We start from the raw sequence: 16,457 nt of genomic DNA, 5'->3' as shown, positions 1-16,457 counted from the left end.
CGATGGACCCGACACCGAACGCCGACCAGCACCCGCCAGAGCCTCCTCGCTGGGCTGAGCGGCTCGTCGCCGTCTTCGCGCCCCTGCCCGACCGCGAGGTTGTCCTGGGCGACTTCGCCGAGGGCTTCGCCGACCGCGCGCTCGACGACGGGCCCGCGCTGGCGACGCGGTGGTATGTCGGCCAGTTCGTCCGCTCGCTCCCCTCCTTCCTCCTCCGCGGCTCACTTACCCGCTCGATTATGCTTGGCACCTACGTACGTCTCGCGCTGCGCCATATCCGCAAGCGCCCGTCCTACTCCGCGCTCAACATCGGCGGGCTCGCCATCGCCATGGCGGTGTGCCTGCTCATCTTCCAGTACGTCGCCTTCGAGCAGAGCTACGACCGCCATCACCCCGAGGCTGAGCGGCTCTACCGCGTCGACGCGCAGCGCACCGTTGATGGCGAAACCGGGCAGGGGCAGCACTCGCCGTATGCGCTCGCGGTAGAGATCAACGCAACCGTGCCGGAAGTCGACGTGGCGTTCCGCGTGCACCCCAACTACGGCCCGATGACGGTCATCCTACAGGACGAGGCGGGCGAGCGGCGCATCATTCGCGAGGAGGAGTCGGCCTACTACGTCGACTCGGCGTTCGTGGACCACTTCGCTCTCGATGCGCTCCACGGTAACCTCGGGTCGTTCGGCACGCCAGGCACGCTATGGCTCTCCGAGACGCTCGCGGCGAAGTATTTCGACATGGAGAACCCTGTGGGCGAGCCGCTGGAGATCCGCTCGTGGGTGCGACGCGACTATACCGTCGGCGGGGTGTACGCCGACATGCCCGGCAACTCGCACCTCCAGGCGGAGATGCTGCTGCCCCTGTACGACTTGCTCACGACCAACCCGCAGTACGCCGAGAACGACGGCTGGGGCTGGACCAACTTTATGACCTACGCGAGCCTGGAGCCGAACGCGAGCGTTGCGGAGGCTGCCGCCAAGGCGACCGACATCGCAATGGAGGTCTACGGCGAGGACCTCGCTGAGAACGGCACCGAGATGCGCTACGTCTTCCTGCCCGTCGCCGACGCGTACCTCACCGAGTCCAACGGCTGGCTCCCGACGGGCGACCCCGGCATGCTACGGGTCTTCGGCCTCGTGGCGCTCTTCATCCTCGTAATTGCGTGGGTCAACTACGTCAACCTGACCACAGCGCGGGCGATGGAGCGCGCACGCGAAGTCGGCGTGCGCAAGGCGTCGGGGGCGTTCCGGCGGCAGCTCGTGAGCCAGTTCCTCGTCGAGGCGACGCTCGTGAACAGCATCGCGCTCGGCCTCGCGATGGGACTCGCAGCGCTCGGACTGCCGCTGCTCAACCGGCTCGCGGGCACCGAGATCACATTCGCCATCTGGGCGCAGCCGTCGTTCTGGGCCATAGCGCTCCTCGTGCTGGTCCTGGGGGCGATCCTGGCGAGCCTCTACCCGGCGTTTGTGCTCTCGTCGTTCCGCCCGATCACGGTGCTCAAGGACGGCCTCGGCACGGCGTTCTCGAAGGACCGACTGCGGCGGGCGCTCGTGGTGTTCCAGTTCGCGGCGTCGCTCGCGCTGCTGATCGGGACCTATGCCGTCTACCAGCAGGTCCAGCACCTGCGCACCATCGACCTCGGCTATGAGGCAGACCGGCTACTGCTGGTGAGCGGTCCGAGCGCCGTGGAAACGGATAGCGTGAACACGCGCACGGGGATGATGCAGGCCCTCGCCCAGCGCATCGAACAGCAGAGCGCTGTGCAGGGCGTGGCAATGTCGGACAACGTGCCCGGCAACGGCTACAACTGGGGCACGAGCATTCTCCGCAGCGGCGCGCCTGCTACCGAGGAAGTCTACGCCACTGGCGTGTGGATCAGCGCCGAGTTCGCGGAGGTGTACGGGCTCACGTTTGTCGCCGGGCGCAACTTCGGGGACGCGTTCAGCGAGAGCGACCTCGTCCTCAACCGCGCCGCCGTTGACGGGTTGGGCTTTGAGTCGCCTGAACTCGCCATCGGCCAGGTCATCTTGATGGGCGGCGCAGGCTCGGACAACGAGGCCACCATCGTGGGCGTCGTCGAGAATATCTACTGGGCGTCGGCGCACGAGGAGATCGCGCCCTTCTTTTTCTTCCCGAGGCACGGTGGTGCATGGTTTACCCTCCGCGTCGCTTCAGAGGACCTCGGTGGCACCATCGCTAGCGTGCGCGCCTCCTTCGAAGAGGTGTTTCCTGGCAACCCGTTCGAGTACCGCTTCGTGGACGAGCAGTTCAACCAACTCTACGAAGCCGACCGGCGCTTCGGGACGCTCTTCGGCGTGTTCGCGGGCTTCGCGCTCGTGGTGGCGTGCCTGGGCCTGGTCGGGCTGGCGGCGTACACGGCCGGGCAGCGCACGAAGGAGATGGGCGTCCGCAAGGTGCTCGGCGCCAAGCCGACGGAGATCGCGCGGCTGCTCTTCACCGACATTGGCAAACTCGTGGCGCTCGCGCTTGTGATCGCGGTACCGCTGATGGCGTGGGGCGTCGGGCGGTGGCTGGAAGACTATGCGGCGCGCATTGACCTGAGCGTGGGGCTGTTCCTGTGGCCCGCGATCGCGGTGCTCCTGCTGGCGCTCGGCACGGTGAGCTACCACACCGTCCGGTTGGCGCTCATCGACCCCGCGCGCGCGCTGCGGCGGGACTGAGACCTCGCCCTGCTCCCGGGCGCGGAGGCCTGCAGGACTAAGCGTGTGGACGAGGCCCTTCTTCGCCCACACGCTCATACGTCCACGCCTTCACACCGCCGTCCTCCGCCGTTCGTCGATCGCTCCTGCATGAACCTCCGGGAGGTCGTATCGTAAACGGAACGCCCCCCTCTGCCCTGCCTCCTCTCGCCGCCCCGATGGCCGACTACGACGACGCCTCAACCGAGGACGTGCCCTCCGATGCGCTGCCCGAGGCGTCGCTTTCGCAGCGGCTGCGCGATGCCCGGCGTACCCGCGCAAACGAGAAGATTCTCCAGGAGAAGAGCCTCGCCGAGCGCGCCACGGAGCGGCTGCAGGCGTCGCAAGCCAACGCCTACGGCCTCCTCGACCAAGCGGGCGACTTCTTCGCGTTCGGCTGGCACTTCTTCGCCCGCTTCTGGCGGCGCCCCTTCGAGTGGAAGGAGTTGCTCAAGCAGATGGACGAGGTCGGCGCGAAGAGCTTCCTGCTCACCGGCACCACGGGCTTCGCCATCGGCATCGTGCTCTCGATGCAGAGCCGCGGCACGATGGCCCGCTTCGGCGCGGAGATGTTCCTCCCGAGCATGCTCGCGCTCTCCGTCGTCAAAGAGATCGGGCCGGTGCTTACCTCGCTCGTGCTAGCCGGGCGGCTCGGCGCGGGCATCGGGGCCGAGATTGGCTCGATGAAGGTGAGCGAGCAGATCGACGCGCTGGAGGTGGCAGCGCTCAAGCCCTACCACTACCTCGTGGTGACGCGCGTGCTCGCCTGCGTGATCATGTTTCCGATCATGACCGCGATGACCGACTTCCTGGCGCTCGTCGGCGGGTTCATCGAGAACAGCTTCGCCACCGGCATGGACTACCGCATCTTCATCGACGAGGCGTTTTCCAGCCTCCGCTTCGTGGACATCGTCGTCGACACGATGAAGACGAGCGTGTTCGGCTTCCTGGTCGGCATCACGTCGTGCTTCCTGGGCTACACCGTGCGCGGCGGCACCCGCGAAGTCGGCCAGGCCGCGATGCGCGCCGTCGTCGTCTCGTCGCTCCTCATCATCCTCGCCGACGTGGTCATCGTCCGCCTCTCCCTGATGATCTTCGGCGACGTTAGCGAATCCGTCTAGCAGAAGTGAGCAGGTCGAAGTAGGAAGTGAGAGCTAGCGCGTTGCGTGATCGTTCTCTTCGACCTTCCAAGATGGCCGCCACTTCGAACTTCTCACCTCCAACTTCCCACCTCGGCTGTGCTTGCTAAAGCCAAAGACGTTGACCAAGCTCCGGTGACGGGGGGCTCGCCGCCACCGTCGGATCACCTCATCGTGGCGATGCGGAACGTGCACAAGGCCTTCGGGACGAAGGAGGTGCTGCGCGGCGTGAGCGTGGAGTTGGAGCGCGGCACGTCGGGCGTGATCCTCGGCGGCTCGGGCACGGGCAAGAGCGTGCTCACGAAGCACATCGTCGGGCTGCTGCGGCCCGACGCCGGCGAGGTGTGGGTCAAGGGCGAGCGCGTAGACCTGCTCACCGGCGACGCGCTCGACCGAAACCGTCTCGCCATCGGCTACCTCTTCCAGGGCGGCGCGCTCTTCGACTCGATGACGGTCTACGAGAACATGCGCTTCTTCCTCGACCGCCACACGAAGATGTCGAAGGGCGAAAAGGACGACCGCATCGACGAGTTGCTCACGGCGGTGAAGCTGCCCGAGAAGGGGGCACAGTATCCGGCCGAGCTCTCCGGCGGCCAGAAGAAGCGCATCGGGCTGGCGCGCGCGCTCATCCTCAAGCCCGAGATCATCCTCTACGACGAGCCGACGACGGGCCTCGACCCCGTGAGCGTGCGCGTCGTGAGCGAGCTCATCGTCGAGCTGCGCGACACGCTCGGCATCTCGTCGCTCGCGATCACGCACGACCTCCTGGCGGCGAGTATCATTACCGACCGCGCCCACTTCCTCTACGACGGCCAAATCGCCGAGAGCGGGAGCCTGGACCAACTCAAACACTCGTCGCACCCCGCCCTCCGCGAGTTCTTCGGCAACGAGCCTTGAGGTGAGAAGTGAAAAGTTTGAAGTGAGAAGTACGGTTCCTCGACGCGTCCTACCCACCTCGAACATCCAAACAGTCTTCCACTTCTAACTTCCTACTTCTTCCTTCCCTCATGTCTCGACAGGCTCGGCTCGGACTGCTCATGATCGCGGGGATTGCCGCGTTCGTGCTTGGTCTGTTCATCATCGCCAACCGCACGTTCCTCTTCTCGGACACCTTCCGCGTGCAGGCCGAGTTTGGCCGCGTGGCGGGCCTGCTCAGCGGCGGGCAGGTGTTGTATCAAGGCATCAACGTTGGGCGCGTGGAGCGCGTACAGCTTCCGGCACGTCCCGGGGGGCCCATTACGGTGATGATGGAGATCCGCGAGGACGCCCAGCACCTCATCCGTGAGGACTCGCGCGCGCTCATCCAGACCGACGGCCTCGTCGGCAGCGTGATCGTCTCGATCACGGCGGGCTCTGAGCTAGAGCCCCCGGTGGCGGAAGGCGGGAGCATCGCGGGCGTGGACCCGCTCGACCTCAGCGAGGTCTCCGACCGGCTCTTCGACTCGGTGTCGCGCTTCGACTCGGTGACGGTCACGCTCACGAGCATCATGCAGGACATCCAGACGGGCGAGGGCACCCTCGGCCGCTTCATCTACGATCCCGCTCTCTACGATGGCCTCGTGGCGACGGCCCAGGAGACGCGCGTCTCGCTCCGGGGTATCACTGCTCAGGCCGACACGCTCGTCACGATCGCCGCGACCGCCTCGGCCAACATCGAGTCGATCATCAGCAAGGTCAACGAGGGCGACGGCACGCTCGCGCGCTTCATCAACGACCCGAGCGTCTACGAGAACGTGGAGGACGCCACGGCCCGCCTCGGGTCCATCGCCAACGACCTCATGCTCGTGCTGGAGCGCTCGGAGGACGCAGCCAACTGGGGCAACCTCGCCATGTTCAGGCTCGCCGAGAACATGGAGGCGCTCAAGCACAACTTCCTGTTCAAGGGCTACTACGAGGACCGCGGCTACCTCGAACTGGCGCCCTTCGAGATCCGCGAGCGGGCGCTCTCGGAAACCTACGAGTCGCTGGAGGAGCGCGCGCGCGAGTTGTACGAACTCGAACAGCGCCTGGAAGCGCTGCGCCAAGAACTCGAAACCCGCCAGGCGAGCGACAACGCGTCCGCCGACGGGGTCTCTGCCGAGGCAGCCATGCCTACGGAGGAAACGCCATCCAGCGCGGCGCCACCCAGCGCGGCGTCATCCAACGGGGTGCCGACCGAGCCCCCCGCCGAGCCTACGTCGGGCGAGGGGGACGCAGACGGCCTGTAACCGTTGACCGCCTCGGTCGTGTCTAGGGACCGTTCGATCTCGTCTAGGCACCAGACTCGACGCCAGGTGTGAACGTATGCACATGTGCACGTTTCTGACGTCCACACCTTCATACTTTCAAACGCACACACCGCAATTCTACGCGCGGAGTTGCACCTACTTGTAGCGGTAGACGATGCGGCCTTTCGTCAGGTCGTAGGGCGACATCTCGACCTTGACGCGGTCGCCGGGGAGGATGCGGATAAAGAACTTCCGCATCTTGCCGGAGAGGAGGCCGAGGATCTCGTGGCCGTTCTCCAGCTCCACGCGGAACTGCGCGTTCGGCAGCGCCTCCGTGACGACGCCTTCTTGTTCAATCGGTTTTTGCTTGGGCATAGGGTTGAGCGTTGGTGACACAGGTCAGAGGGGCGCACAAACTGCACGACAGTCGGGCGCGGCAATACGCGGTCCAGAGCGTATGTATACGAGCCAGGTTCCGGCGAGGGTCCGCGTGTACCTTCCGGCTGTCCCCGAGTCGCTGCCTTTCCTCCCCATGTTGATCCGCTTTCGTGCTCTCGGCTTCCCCCGCCTTCTCACGCTGCTTTTGCTAGTGTCCGCCTGTGACCAAGCCGAGCCGGACCCCGAACCCGTCGAGGCTGGTCTCGACTTCGTGACAGCGCTAGCGGTCACGCTCAACCCGACCGGCGTGGCCCCGCTCGCCGCGGAAGTGGCCGTGACGACGACGCAGCCGACGTCCGTGGAGGTGCGCATCGCCGGGCGCGGGCCGACGGGGATCCCGCTGCAGCACCGCTTCGACGACCTCGCGCAGACGCATGCGCTGCCCGTACTCGGCCTCTACGCCGCCACCGAGAACGCCGTCACGCTGCGCTTCTTCGACGCCAACGGGGCCGTCCTGGGCGATACGACCGTCACTGTCACCACCGATCGCGTCGGCGACGCGATGCCGCAGATCTTTATCGACGTACCCGCGAGCGGAGGACGCCCAGGGCTCAATCTCGTCAGCTACTTCGGCCACAACGGCGACGTGGTGCCTCAGCGCCCCTTCATGTTCGACGCCACCGGCGCAACGCGCTGGCTGCTCGACTTCACGGACGACCCGGTCCTCGGCAACCTGTTCTACGACAACGGCATCGAGCGCCTCGCCAACGGCAACCTCTACTTCGGCAGCAACAGCACCTCGCTGATCTACGAGATGACGATGCTCGGCGAGATCGTGCGCACCTGGGACATGCCGGGCTTCAGCTTCCACCACAACGTCATCGAGAAGCCGGACGGCAACTTCATCGCCACGGTCAACAAGGTGGGGCTTGGGACCATCGAGGACCACGTCATCGAGATCGACCGCGAGAGCGGAGCCATCGTGACGGTGTGGGACCTCAACCAGTCGCTCGACAACCGACGCCGCGCCTGGCCCAGTGACTTCGCCGACCTCGAGGTGGACTGGTTCCATGGCAACGCCCTCGCCTACGACGACGACGACGACGCGATCCTCGTCTCAGGACGGACGCAAGGCGTCGTCAAGCTGACGCGCGACAACGAGGTAGTGTGGATTCTGGCACCGCACCGCGGCTGGAACACCTCGGGCGACGGCACCAACCTGCGCCGCAAGCTCCTCCAGCCGCTCGACGCTTCGGGGCAGCCCATCACGGACGGAGCCGTCCTGGACGGCGCCACTCCTCACCCCGACTTTGAGTGGGCCTGGTATCAGCACGCGCCCACGCTCCTCCCGGACGGCACGCTCGCTCTCTTCGATAACGGCGACAGCCGACACTATCTCCCCGACGGGCAAGGCCCGCGCTACAGCCGCGCCGTCCTCTACGACATCGACGACGACGCGCGGACGATCCAGCAGGTGTGGCAGTACGGCAAGGAGCGCGGCACCGACACCTTCTCGCGCATCGTCTCGGACGTGGACATCCACCCGGAGGTCGACCGCGTGATGTTCATGCCGGGGGCCGTCATCGACACGGGCACGCCCTACGGCAAGATGGTAGAAGTCGACCGAGCGAGCGGGGCTGTCCGCTTCGAGGTGACGATCGTCCCGCCGCAGCCCGCCTTCGGCTTCATCACGTTTCACCGCATCGAGCGGATACCGCTCTATCCGTAGCTGCGGCATCGATGGGCGGCGCTCCTACAACGATGAGCGCCGGCCCCCCTCCCACGAGAAGACCGGCGCTCGGAGCTACCCCTGTTACGGAGGTAACTATCTAGAGGCGCACGAAGCGCCATGTTCGCTTACTTGACGAGCGACACCTTCTGGATGGCGGAGCCCGCCTCGGTGCGCACGCGCACGAAGTAGACGCCCGACGGCAGGCTGTGGCCCTCGAAGGTTACTTCCTGCGACCCAGCGGCCATCGTGCCCGCAGCGAGCTGCGCTACGCGGCGGCCGAGCATGTCGAACACCGCGACGTCCACATCCTGAGCGCTCTCGACGCCGAAGCGGACCGTTGCCTGCTGCGCGAACGGGTTCGGATAGACCTCGAACACCGACACGTCCTCGGGCAGCGCGTCCTCGTTGGCCACCTGCACGACGGAGATGTCGCCGAGGTAGTTGGCGTCGCTCAGCGCGGTCCAGCCTTCGAGCCAGTTGGTGCTGCCGAAGGCGCCGAGGTAGGCGACGTTGTCGAAGAAGCCGTCGTTGGGCGGCGTGGCGCGAGCGCCCGTCACGAGCGGGCTGTCGTTGTTGAGCGGCCGCGGGTCGAGCCCGTTCGACGGCACCGCCGCGCGATCCACCCCAGCGATGGCCGGGTCGACGAGCGTGTTGCCGTTGGCGCCGAGCCCAGCGACGATCGCGTCGCGCGCGCTGTCTGAGTCGGAGCGCACGAGCGAGGTCAGGTCGGTCGTCGGGGCGGCGTCGTTGCCAAAGTCCCACCACACGTTGTTGCCCAGTGTGAGGTCGCCCGCCTGGAAGCGGTCGAACGAGTCCGGCTCCAGGTCGTCGCGGATGCGGACGGCGAAGCCACCATCAGCCGTCTCGAACTGGGTGATGACCGAGTTGTAGTAGCTGCCGCCGAAGTTCTCGCGGAAGTAGAGCGCCGAGCCGCGGTCGGTCTCTGGCTGATTGCCAACGCCGGCGCCGATGAGCGTGAAGTTGTAGAACGTCGGCGTGGCGAAGGGCGTGTTGCCCGGCGTGGAGCCCGAGGCGCCGTCTTGCTCGGCGAGCGCGCCTGCCTGGTCTGGAGCCTGAATGGCGAACCAGTACTGGCCGCGACCGCGGAAGCCCCGGTCGAAGTCGAACGAGTCGTCCGAGCAGAACGCGGCGACAAGCCACTTGGCGTCGACGGTGCCGCCGAAGAATTCGAAGCCGTCGTCGGCGGAGGCGTAGCTCTCGACGAAGGCCAGTTCCGTGCCTGAGCCTACCGAACCGAGCGTGAGGCCCTGGATCTCGTTGCCGTCCGTCTGGCCGATGTTGATGCCGGTGTGGCGGATGGAGACATAGCGGAGCGAGCCCGAGGAGTCGCCGTCGTTGCAGTCATCGCCCGTGCACCCGTAGACGATGCGCGGGTCGCCGGAGAGGATCTCGTTGACGCCCTCGATGTCGGAGATGCCGCTGGTGTTGTTGTTGCGCGCGTAGCCGAGCAGGATAATGCCGCCCCAGAGCCCGCGGTCCTGATAGGTCAGGAAGTCAGCCGTATCGAGGTTGTCCTGGATGGACGTGAAGATGACGGGCTCGACGGACGTACCGGAGGCGATGAGCTGACCACCGCGCGCCACGACGAGCGCCGTAGCGTCCGTGCCGGTGCCGGCTTCCGCCTTGAAGCGGGTGCCCGCCGGAGCGCGGAGCACGGCCCCGTCTTCGACGATGACGATGCCGCTGAGGATGTAGGTGGTCCCTGCGTCGAGTTGATAGTCCGTGCCGGGTTCGAGGCTAGCATCGGTGAGGGTGCACGAGGGGCGCCCTTCGTCGGTGCCGGTTGCTTGGCAGGTCGGCGCGACCTGTGCCCAGCCCGCCGGCGCGAGCAACGCGGCGAGGAGAAGCGTAGCGAAGAGTCGATACATGAGAGGAGAAGTGAGTGGGTTGGTAGGACGCACCCGCAGCGGGCGCATGCACGAAGTGAGGATCTGCGGGAGTGTGGGAGGGCACCTGGGAGACATCCTCACGCCTCCCAGGTGCCGAGCTTGTGGGCTTAGAGCGAGTAGGTCACGCCCAGCGAGAAGCGGCGCGGCAGCTCATAGCTGCGGTAGACGTACGTTTCGCCGCGATACGTCTGCGTCTCCTCGAAGTCGGAGCCGAGCAGGTTGCTCACGCCTGCTTTCACGGTGAGGCCGATGCTGTCGAAGGCCTGCGACGCCGTCACGTCGAGCTGCGGACGCGGCTGCTCGAACACGTCAGGCGTGGCGTTTTCAGCGATCAGCGCGAGGCGCTCGCCGAACACGTTGAACAGGACCGAGAGCGTCGTGCCCCGGTCGATGTTCTGGTAGGTGGCGTCGAGGTTGATGATGTACGGCGACTGTCCCACGAGCGGACGCGAGCCCTCAGCGTCTGGGTCGATGGCGATGATGTTGCCGAGCTCCGTGTTGAGATCGTCCGGGGCACCGGGGATGTCGGCCACCGAGTAGACGAGCGAGAGGTTGCCGCCGAACTGCATGTTGCGGAGCACAGGCAGCGCCGTCACGCCGTCCATGCGCTTGCGCATCTCGAACTCGGCCCCGTAGACCTGAGCACGATCCACATTGCGGACGGTGATGAACTGCGACTCGCCGCCCGTATTCTGGCGAATCGTCCGCTCGATGGGGCTGTCGAAGTTCTTATAGAAGGTGCTGATGGCGAACAGTTCGCCCGGGCGCGTGAACCACTCCCATCGCAGGTCATAGTTGGTGATGAGCGTGCGCTCAAGGTCAGGGTTGCCGCCGAAGAACTCGTTGCGCTGCAGCTCGAAGCTCTCGTAGGGCGCCAGTTCGCGGAACGTCGGACGCGCGAGCGTCTGCGTCCAAGCGGCACGCAGGTTCATGTTGTCAGCCAGCGCATAGACCACATTCGCTGAGGGCAGCAGGTCCGTGTAGGACTGGTCCGCGCGGAACAGCGAGTCGAGTTCGGTGGGCTCGAACTGATCGCGCTGCGCTTCGAAGCCGTCGCTGATGAGGTTGAGATCCGTCGTCTCGAGACGGGCGCCACCGACGAACCGGAATTTCTCCGTGATCGGGAGGTCCACCATGACGTAGCCAGCGACCACGCTTTGGTCCGCGTCGTAGCTGTTACGCGGCAGCGACTGCTCTTCGAGGAAGAGCCCGAGGTTGTAGGCGCTGAGGTCGCCAAACTGCTGCTCCTCCGGCACGTTGCCCTGGTTGAAGTAGGCGGCGATGTCGCCGTCGAACTCCGAGAAGGGCGTTGCAGCGCGGCCCTCGCGGTAGATGAACCGCCGCTCGGTGAACCGCCGCTCGCTCTGCACGAACGCACCACCGGCCTTGGCCGTGGCTCTCAGGCCGTCCCAGAAGCCGAAAGGCACCGAGAGGTCGAGGCTCGCGTTGCGGGTGTCGTCGTTGAGGTCGCGGAAGAAGCGCGTGGGCTCCTGGCCGCCCGCTCCGGTGAGGGCGAAGGTCGTATCGATCACCCCCTCGTCATTGACGACGCGGTTGGAGCCGAACGTGAAGAGCCGCAGGTCGGGCTCGTCCTGCTGGTTGTTGCTGAGGGCGCCCTTCCACTCGGCGCGGAGTACACCGAAGAGGTGCTCGCCGCGTAACTGGACGCTGGAGAGCGAACGCTCCGTATAGCCCTGGGCCTGGCTACGCAGCGCGCGCGTGCTCGACTGGATGTTGATGCCCCCGAGGTCGAGCGCTTCTTTCGCGCCGGACTGGGTGCGCAGCATCGTCAGGCCGAACTCATGGTTGCGCACCGGACGGTAGCTGACCGTGCCGGAGCCACCCCAGTTGACTTCCTCCACCGAACGGGTATTGCGGAAGAGCGCGGCGTCCAAAGAGTCGAAGTCGACGGCCTCGAAGGCCGCGAGGTCGTTGGAGTAGATCGTGCCGTTGTTGAGCCGGTCGGTTTCGGTGATGTCGCCCGGGTCGCCGAAGCGGCTCGCTGCGAGCACCCAAGCTGCGTTGGTGGCGTCAGGAAACCAGGAGAACGAGCGGCCATAGTTGAAGCTGCCCGTGTAGCCGAGTTGACCGCCGAGGAACGTAGCCGGGCCGCCGAGGGAGAGCGACACGCTCTGGTTGAACGGGACCGTTTCCTGGCCCAGCGCCCAGTCTTGGCTAAACGCCTCCGTCAGCCGCTGCGATTCCTCGGCAGCAGCCAGGCGCTCCTCGTTGGTGAGGTTGATGTCCCGCGCCTCAACCTGGCCGGGGACCTCTGCGCTCGGGTCGGCCAGCGCGTCCGGGAGCGAGCGCTGCCCGTCGTCGTAGCCGAGCCAGTCGGTGCCGCTGCCACCGTAGGTGAGCACGTCCGAGAAGCTTGACTGCGCGTCGTAGGTGGCGGAGAGGCCGAACGAGAACGTGAACTGCTCGGGGAACGACTTCGTCGCCACGTCCACGAGGCCACCTGCGAAGTCGCCCGGCTTGTCCGGCGTGAAGGTTTTCAGCGTGACGATGTTCTCGATGAGGCCCGAGGGCAGCAGGTCGAGCTGAAACGCCTTGCGGTCCGGGTCGGCGCTGGGGAGCGTCGAGCCGTTGAGGGTCGTGTTGGAGTAGCGGTCGCCGAGGCCGCGGACGTAGACGTACTTGCCGTCTACGACGCTCGCGCCCGTGACGCTCGCCATCGCCTCGGCGGCATCGCCTGCGCCTCGGCGGCTGATCTCTTCGAGCGAGATCGCGTCGCTCACCTGAGCGGCACGCGCGCGGTCCGCCAATAGGGCAAACTCATTGTCGCGGATAAGCCGAGCCTCCACGACGACCTCCTGGCCGTCGCCAAGTTCGAGCGGCTCCTCGCCCATGGCGAGGTCGACTGTAGTGACTTCGTTTGCAGTTACCTCAACGCCCGTGACGCGCTGCGTGGTGAAGCCGATGTAGGTAAAGACGAGGGTGTACGTTCCGGGTGTGACGGAGCCGATACGATAGTCGCCGTCGAGACTCGTCGATGAGCCTTGTGTGGTGCCGTCGATGACGACGTTGACGCCCGGGAGCGTCTCGCCCGTGCTCTGTTCGACGACGGTACCTGCGATGACGCCGGTCTGCGCGAGCAACGCCGGGCTACCGAGTAGGGCGATGCCTAACAGTAGCGCGCTGTATACCAGGAGGCTGCGCCAGCGGCGCACCTGTGTGGTGGTGTCCATGGATGCCTGAAGTTGTGGGTGTGGGGAGAGGGGCCAGGGCGCCAAGGCGCAACTGGTCTTCAGGTCGCCAAGCTAGAGGGCGTCTATTACCTCGCTTTTACCGCCGTATTACCTCATCGTAACCTCGGCGTTCTTCACAACCCCTCCTCGCTTCCTTGTTTCGACATACATTTTGGCTGGGCACGGTGTTCGTGATAGAGACCATCGTGCGCATTCACTGACGAGGACGCACGCCCGTTGCTCGTCATTTTGCGCGTTGCGCACCCCCGACCTCACACCAGCGTGCTACGAACCGCCGCTATTCTCTTCCCGCTCTGGCTCATGGTGTTCACCGCCGCGAGCCAGACCATCATCATCACGCCGATTCTGCCCATTCTAGGCGAGGCGCTCGAAGCGGAGGTCGCCCAGCTCGGCTGGCTTGTCTCCGTGTATTCCTACGCGCTCGCCTTCGCCGCGCTGGTGATGGGTCCCATCTCAGACCGGATCGGGCGACGACGGGTGCTCCTGATCGGCTCAGGCGCAATCGCGGTCGTGCTGGGGCTGCACGGCCTGGCGACCTCGTTTGCGTCGTTCGCCTTGGTGCGTGTACTTGCCGGTATGTGCGGCGGGATGCTCAGCGGGGCTGCTGTCGCCTACTGCGGCGACTACTTCCCCTACGAGAAACGCGGGTGGGCGACAGGCCTCGTGATGAGCGGCGTTCCGTTCGGGCTCGTCATCGGCATTCCAATCGGTCGTGTGCTGGCCGCATCGCTGGGCTATCGCATCCCCTTCATGGCCTTTGCTGTCATCATGGCGGTCGCGTTTCTGATGATCCTACTACTCGTCCCTCAGCCCGATGTCCAGCGCGACACGGGCGAGATCACACTCAAATCTGGGTTGCAGCGCTACGGACGACTTCTTAGCGACTCGGATGTACGCGTTGCGTCGCTTACGTATTTCCTGATGTACATGAGCTTGAGCTTGCTCGTGGTCTTGCTGCCGCAATGGCTCACAGACAATTTCGCACTCGATGTGTCGCTATTCGGGCGCCCTCTCCAGTTCGGCGAGGTCCAGATCGACTTCATCGCGACGTTGTTCCTCGTGGGCGGGACGGTGAGCGTACTCATAGGGCCTACTGCGGGGACGCTTTCTGACCGAATCGGCCGCAAGCCGTTGATCCTCGCGTCGTGCCTGGGTCTTGCCGCCGTGTCGATGTTGCTGACCGAGCTCGTGATCGTCCGGTGGGTCGCCTACCCTGTTTATATCGCCATTATGGGCCTGTTCTCTATGCGAATGGCTCCGCTCCAGGCGCTACTCACCGCACTTGTCCCTGCTCAACAGCGCGGATCGTTCATGTCTCTCACCATCGCCATCGGCCAGATTGGCACAGGCTTCGGCGCGACGCTCGCTGGCTGGCTCTACGCTCGCTATGGCTATGTCAGCGACACCCTCGCTTCAGGCGTCGTTATCCTGCTGATGGCGTGGCTAGTGTGGAAAGCGTTGCCAGAACCCACTGAAGACGCACAAGCACCAGTTGGTTGACCACAGGCGACGTGATCAGCCATCTACTTCATCCAAGCCAGGCTTCACTGCTTCGTTTCCCCATATGTGCCTACTGTTCCATCGCTCGTGTTTTAGGATCGCTTTTCTTTGTCTCCTTGTCGGAGTGTCTTCGTGCAGCTCTGGTCCATCTCCGTCGGAGCAGGCGCTAGCCGATGGCAATCAGGCTCTCGCTGCGCTAAGGCTTGCTGACGCCGAAGAGCACTTCAGCATGGTCATCGAAGTCGACTCAACCATAGTGGAGGCCTTTATTGGTCGAGGGCAGGTTCGCTACATGAGCCAGCAGTACGAGCAGGCAGCGGCGGATCTTGGCCGCGCTCTGGCACTCGATCCGTCGGTGGATGTAGCATCTTTCCTCCGCGGACTTAGCCTTCTTGCAACGGACACTCCAGAGCGGGCGCTTCCCGACCTAGAACGAGCTGGCCTTTCCGAATCGCTGGATATGCAGGACCGCGTTCGTGCTCACCGGATGCGCGCAATCGTCTTTATGAGCATGGAGCAGTTCGAGAGCAGCATAGAAGCACTTACTCAAGCTATTGCGCTTGACCCTGGGAACGGGGCATTTTACTACGAGCGCGGACTCCTCAAGGCTCGGGTTGGTCAGTCTAAAGCTGCAGCAGGAGATCTAGAGCGGTTTCTTACGCTGCAAGAGGCGCTGCCTGTGGCGAACGCTGACACGGTGGCTGCGATGCAGGCACGTCAGACGCTCGACAGCTTGCGCGCCCCTAATCCGTGATCGCAGGTCCCGAAAGGCACGGTACTCCAAACAAAAAGCCCGACCCTCTTGCTGAGGATCGGGCTGAAAGGAACTTGGCGACGACCTACTCTCCCACCTAGTGGCAGTACCATCGGCGCTGCAAGGCTTAACTTCTCTGTTCGGAATGGGAAGAGGTGTACCCCTTGCGCTGCAGTCACCAAGAAATGGATGACATATGGTAGCCGAAGTAGAATCACATGGGGCCACGAGCACACTGTGCTCTGAATAACTCCTCCCTTTCGGGAGGTATGCTCAAGGTCGGTGTGTGGGCGTTAAGTCTCATGGGTTATTAGTACAGCTCGGCTACACGTGTTGCCACGCTTCCACCTGCCGCCTATCAACGTCCTCGTCTCGAACGACCCATAAGGGAAACCTAATCTTGCGGTGGGCTTCGTGCTTAGATGCTTTCAGCGCTTATCCCTTCCCGACGTAGCTACCCTGCGATGCAGCTGGCGCCACAACAGGTACACTAGAGGTCAGTCCATCACGGTCCTCTCGTACTAATGATAGATCCGCTCAAGTTTCCTACGCCCGCAGCAGATAGAGACCGAACTGTCTCACGACGTTCTGAACCCAGCTCACGTACCGCTTTAATGGGCGAACAGCCCAACCCTTGGGACCTTCTCCAGCCCCAGGATGCGATGAGCCGACATCGAGGTGCCAAACCTCCCCGTCGATGTGAACTCTTGGGGGAGATAAGCCTGTTATCCCCGGCGTACCTTTTATCCTTTGAGCGACGGCCCTTCCATTCGGAACCGCCGGATCACTAAGACCAACTTTCGTTCCTGCTCGACCTGTGTGTCTCGCAGTCAAGCGTCCTTGTGCCTTTACACTCTGCGCACGATTACCGACCGTGCTGAGGACACCTTTGTGAGCCTCCGTTACAATTTAGGAGGCGACCGCCCCAG

10 protein-coding genes and 2 rRNA genes are annotated in these 16,457 nt (G+C 64.6%); 7 read left to right on the top strand and 5 right to left on the bottom strand.

Translation table 11 applies throughout. From position 1 onward, the window contains the following. Positions 1 to 2 precede the first annotated feature (2 nt). From AAFU51_17245 to AAFU51_17230, 4 genes are all read left to right on the top strand, one after another. A complete protein-coding gene (locus tag AAFU51_17245) occupies positions 3 to 2,678 on the top strand; it encodes an ABC transporter permease (GenBank protein ID MEO1572999.1) in 2,676 nt (891 codons plus the stop codon). 197 nt (positions 2,679 to 2,875) lie between these two features. Beyond that, complete coding sequence (locus AAFU51_17240) at positions 2,876 to 3,817, top strand: ABC transporter permease (GenBank protein MEO1572998.1); 942 nt, start codon at positions 2,876 to 2,878, stop codon at positions 3,815 to 3,817. Between the two features lie 117 nt (positions 3,818 to 3,934). Further along, entirely contained in the window at positions 3,935 to 4,732 is a 798-nt protein-coding gene (locus tag AAFU51_17235) for an ATP-binding cassette domain-containing protein (GenBank protein ID MEO1572997.1), read from the top strand. 110 nt (positions 4,733 to 4,842) lie between these two features. Then, positions 4,843 to 6,042, top strand: coding sequence for an MlaD family protein (locus tag AAFU51_17230; GenBank protein ID MEO1572996.1), 1,200 nt, complete (start codon positions 4,843 to 4,845; stop codon positions 6,040 to 6,042). A 156-nt stretch (positions 6,043 to 6,198) separates the two neighbouring features. Here AAFU51_17230 and infA read toward each other — a convergent pair whose 3' ends face one another. Continuing rightward, positions 6,199 to 6,417: a translation initiation factor IF-1 gene (gene infA / locus AAFU51_17225; protein ID MEO1572995.1), complete on the bottom strand. Its 219-nt coding sequence runs from the start codon at positions 6,415 to 6,417 to the stop codon at positions 6,199 to 6,201. A 157-nt stretch (positions 6,418 to 6,574) separates the two neighbouring features. Here infA and AAFU51_17220 point away from each other — a divergent pair, with 157 nt between their 5' ends. Then, positions 6,575 to 8,149, top strand: coding sequence for an aryl-sulfate sulfotransferase (locus AAFU51_17220; protein MEO1572994.1), 1,575 nt, complete (start codon positions 6,575 to 6,577; stop codon positions 8,147 to 8,149). Positions 8,150 to 8,277: 128 nt separating this feature from the next. Here the strand turns inward: AAFU51_17220 and AAFU51_17215 are convergent, their stop codons facing one another. Both AAFU51_17215 and AAFU51_17210 read right to left on the bottom strand, forming a co-directional pair. Next, positions 8,278 to 10,041 (bottom strand): T9SS type A sorting domain-containing protein, encoded by a 1,764-nt coding sequence (locus AAFU51_17215; protein MEO1572993.1) that lies wholly within the window; start codon positions 10,039 to 10,041, stop codon positions 8,278 to 8,280. A 128-nt stretch (positions 10,042 to 10,169) separates the two neighbouring features. After that, positions 10,170 to 13,253 (bottom strand): TonB-dependent receptor, encoded by a 3,084-nt coding sequence (locus AAFU51_17210; protein MEO1572992.1) that lies wholly within the window; start codon positions 13,251 to 13,253, stop codon positions 10,170 to 10,172. Positions 13,254 to 13,535: 282 nt separating this feature from the next. Between AAFU51_17210 and AAFU51_17205 the strand changes: the two genes are divergently transcribed. Together AAFU51_17205 and AAFU51_17200 are read left to right on the top strand one after the other, a co-directional pair. Beyond that, on the top strand, positions 13,536 to 14,774 hold the full coding sequence (locus AAFU51_17205) for an MFS transporter (protein ID MEO1572991.1): 1,239 nt from the start codon (positions 13,536 to 13,538) through the stop codon (positions 14,772 to 14,774). Between the two features lie 229 nt (positions 14,775 to 15,003). After that, positions 15,004 to 15,528 carry a tetratricopeptide repeat protein gene (locus tag AAFU51_17200; GenBank protein MEO1572990.1) on the top strand — a complete coding sequence of 175 codons (525 nt, stop codon included), beginning with the start codon at positions 15,004 to 15,006 and terminating at the stop codon, positions 15,526 to 15,528. Between the two features lie 72 nt (positions 15,529 to 15,600). Here the strand turns inward: AAFU51_17200 and rrf are convergent. Both rrf and AAFU51_17190 read right to left on the bottom strand, forming a co-directional pair. Continuing rightward, a 5S ribosomal RNA gene (rrf, locus tag AAFU51_17195) occupies positions 15,601 to 15,711 on the bottom strand. A 106-nt stretch (positions 15,712 to 15,817) separates the two neighbouring features. Then, positions 15,818 to 16,457, bottom strand: a 23S ribosomal RNA gene (locus AAFU51_17190); the annotation flags it as partial.

The sequence above is a fragment of the Bacteroidota bacterium genome, from assembly GCA_039821555.1.
In the GTDB taxonomy this organism is placed as follows: Bacteria; Bacteroidota; Rhodothermia; order Rhodothermales; family Rubricoccaceae; genus JBCBEX01.
The sequence above is the reverse complement of the archived record's forward strand: the minus strand, read 5'-3'. Positions and strand labels throughout refer to the sequence as shown.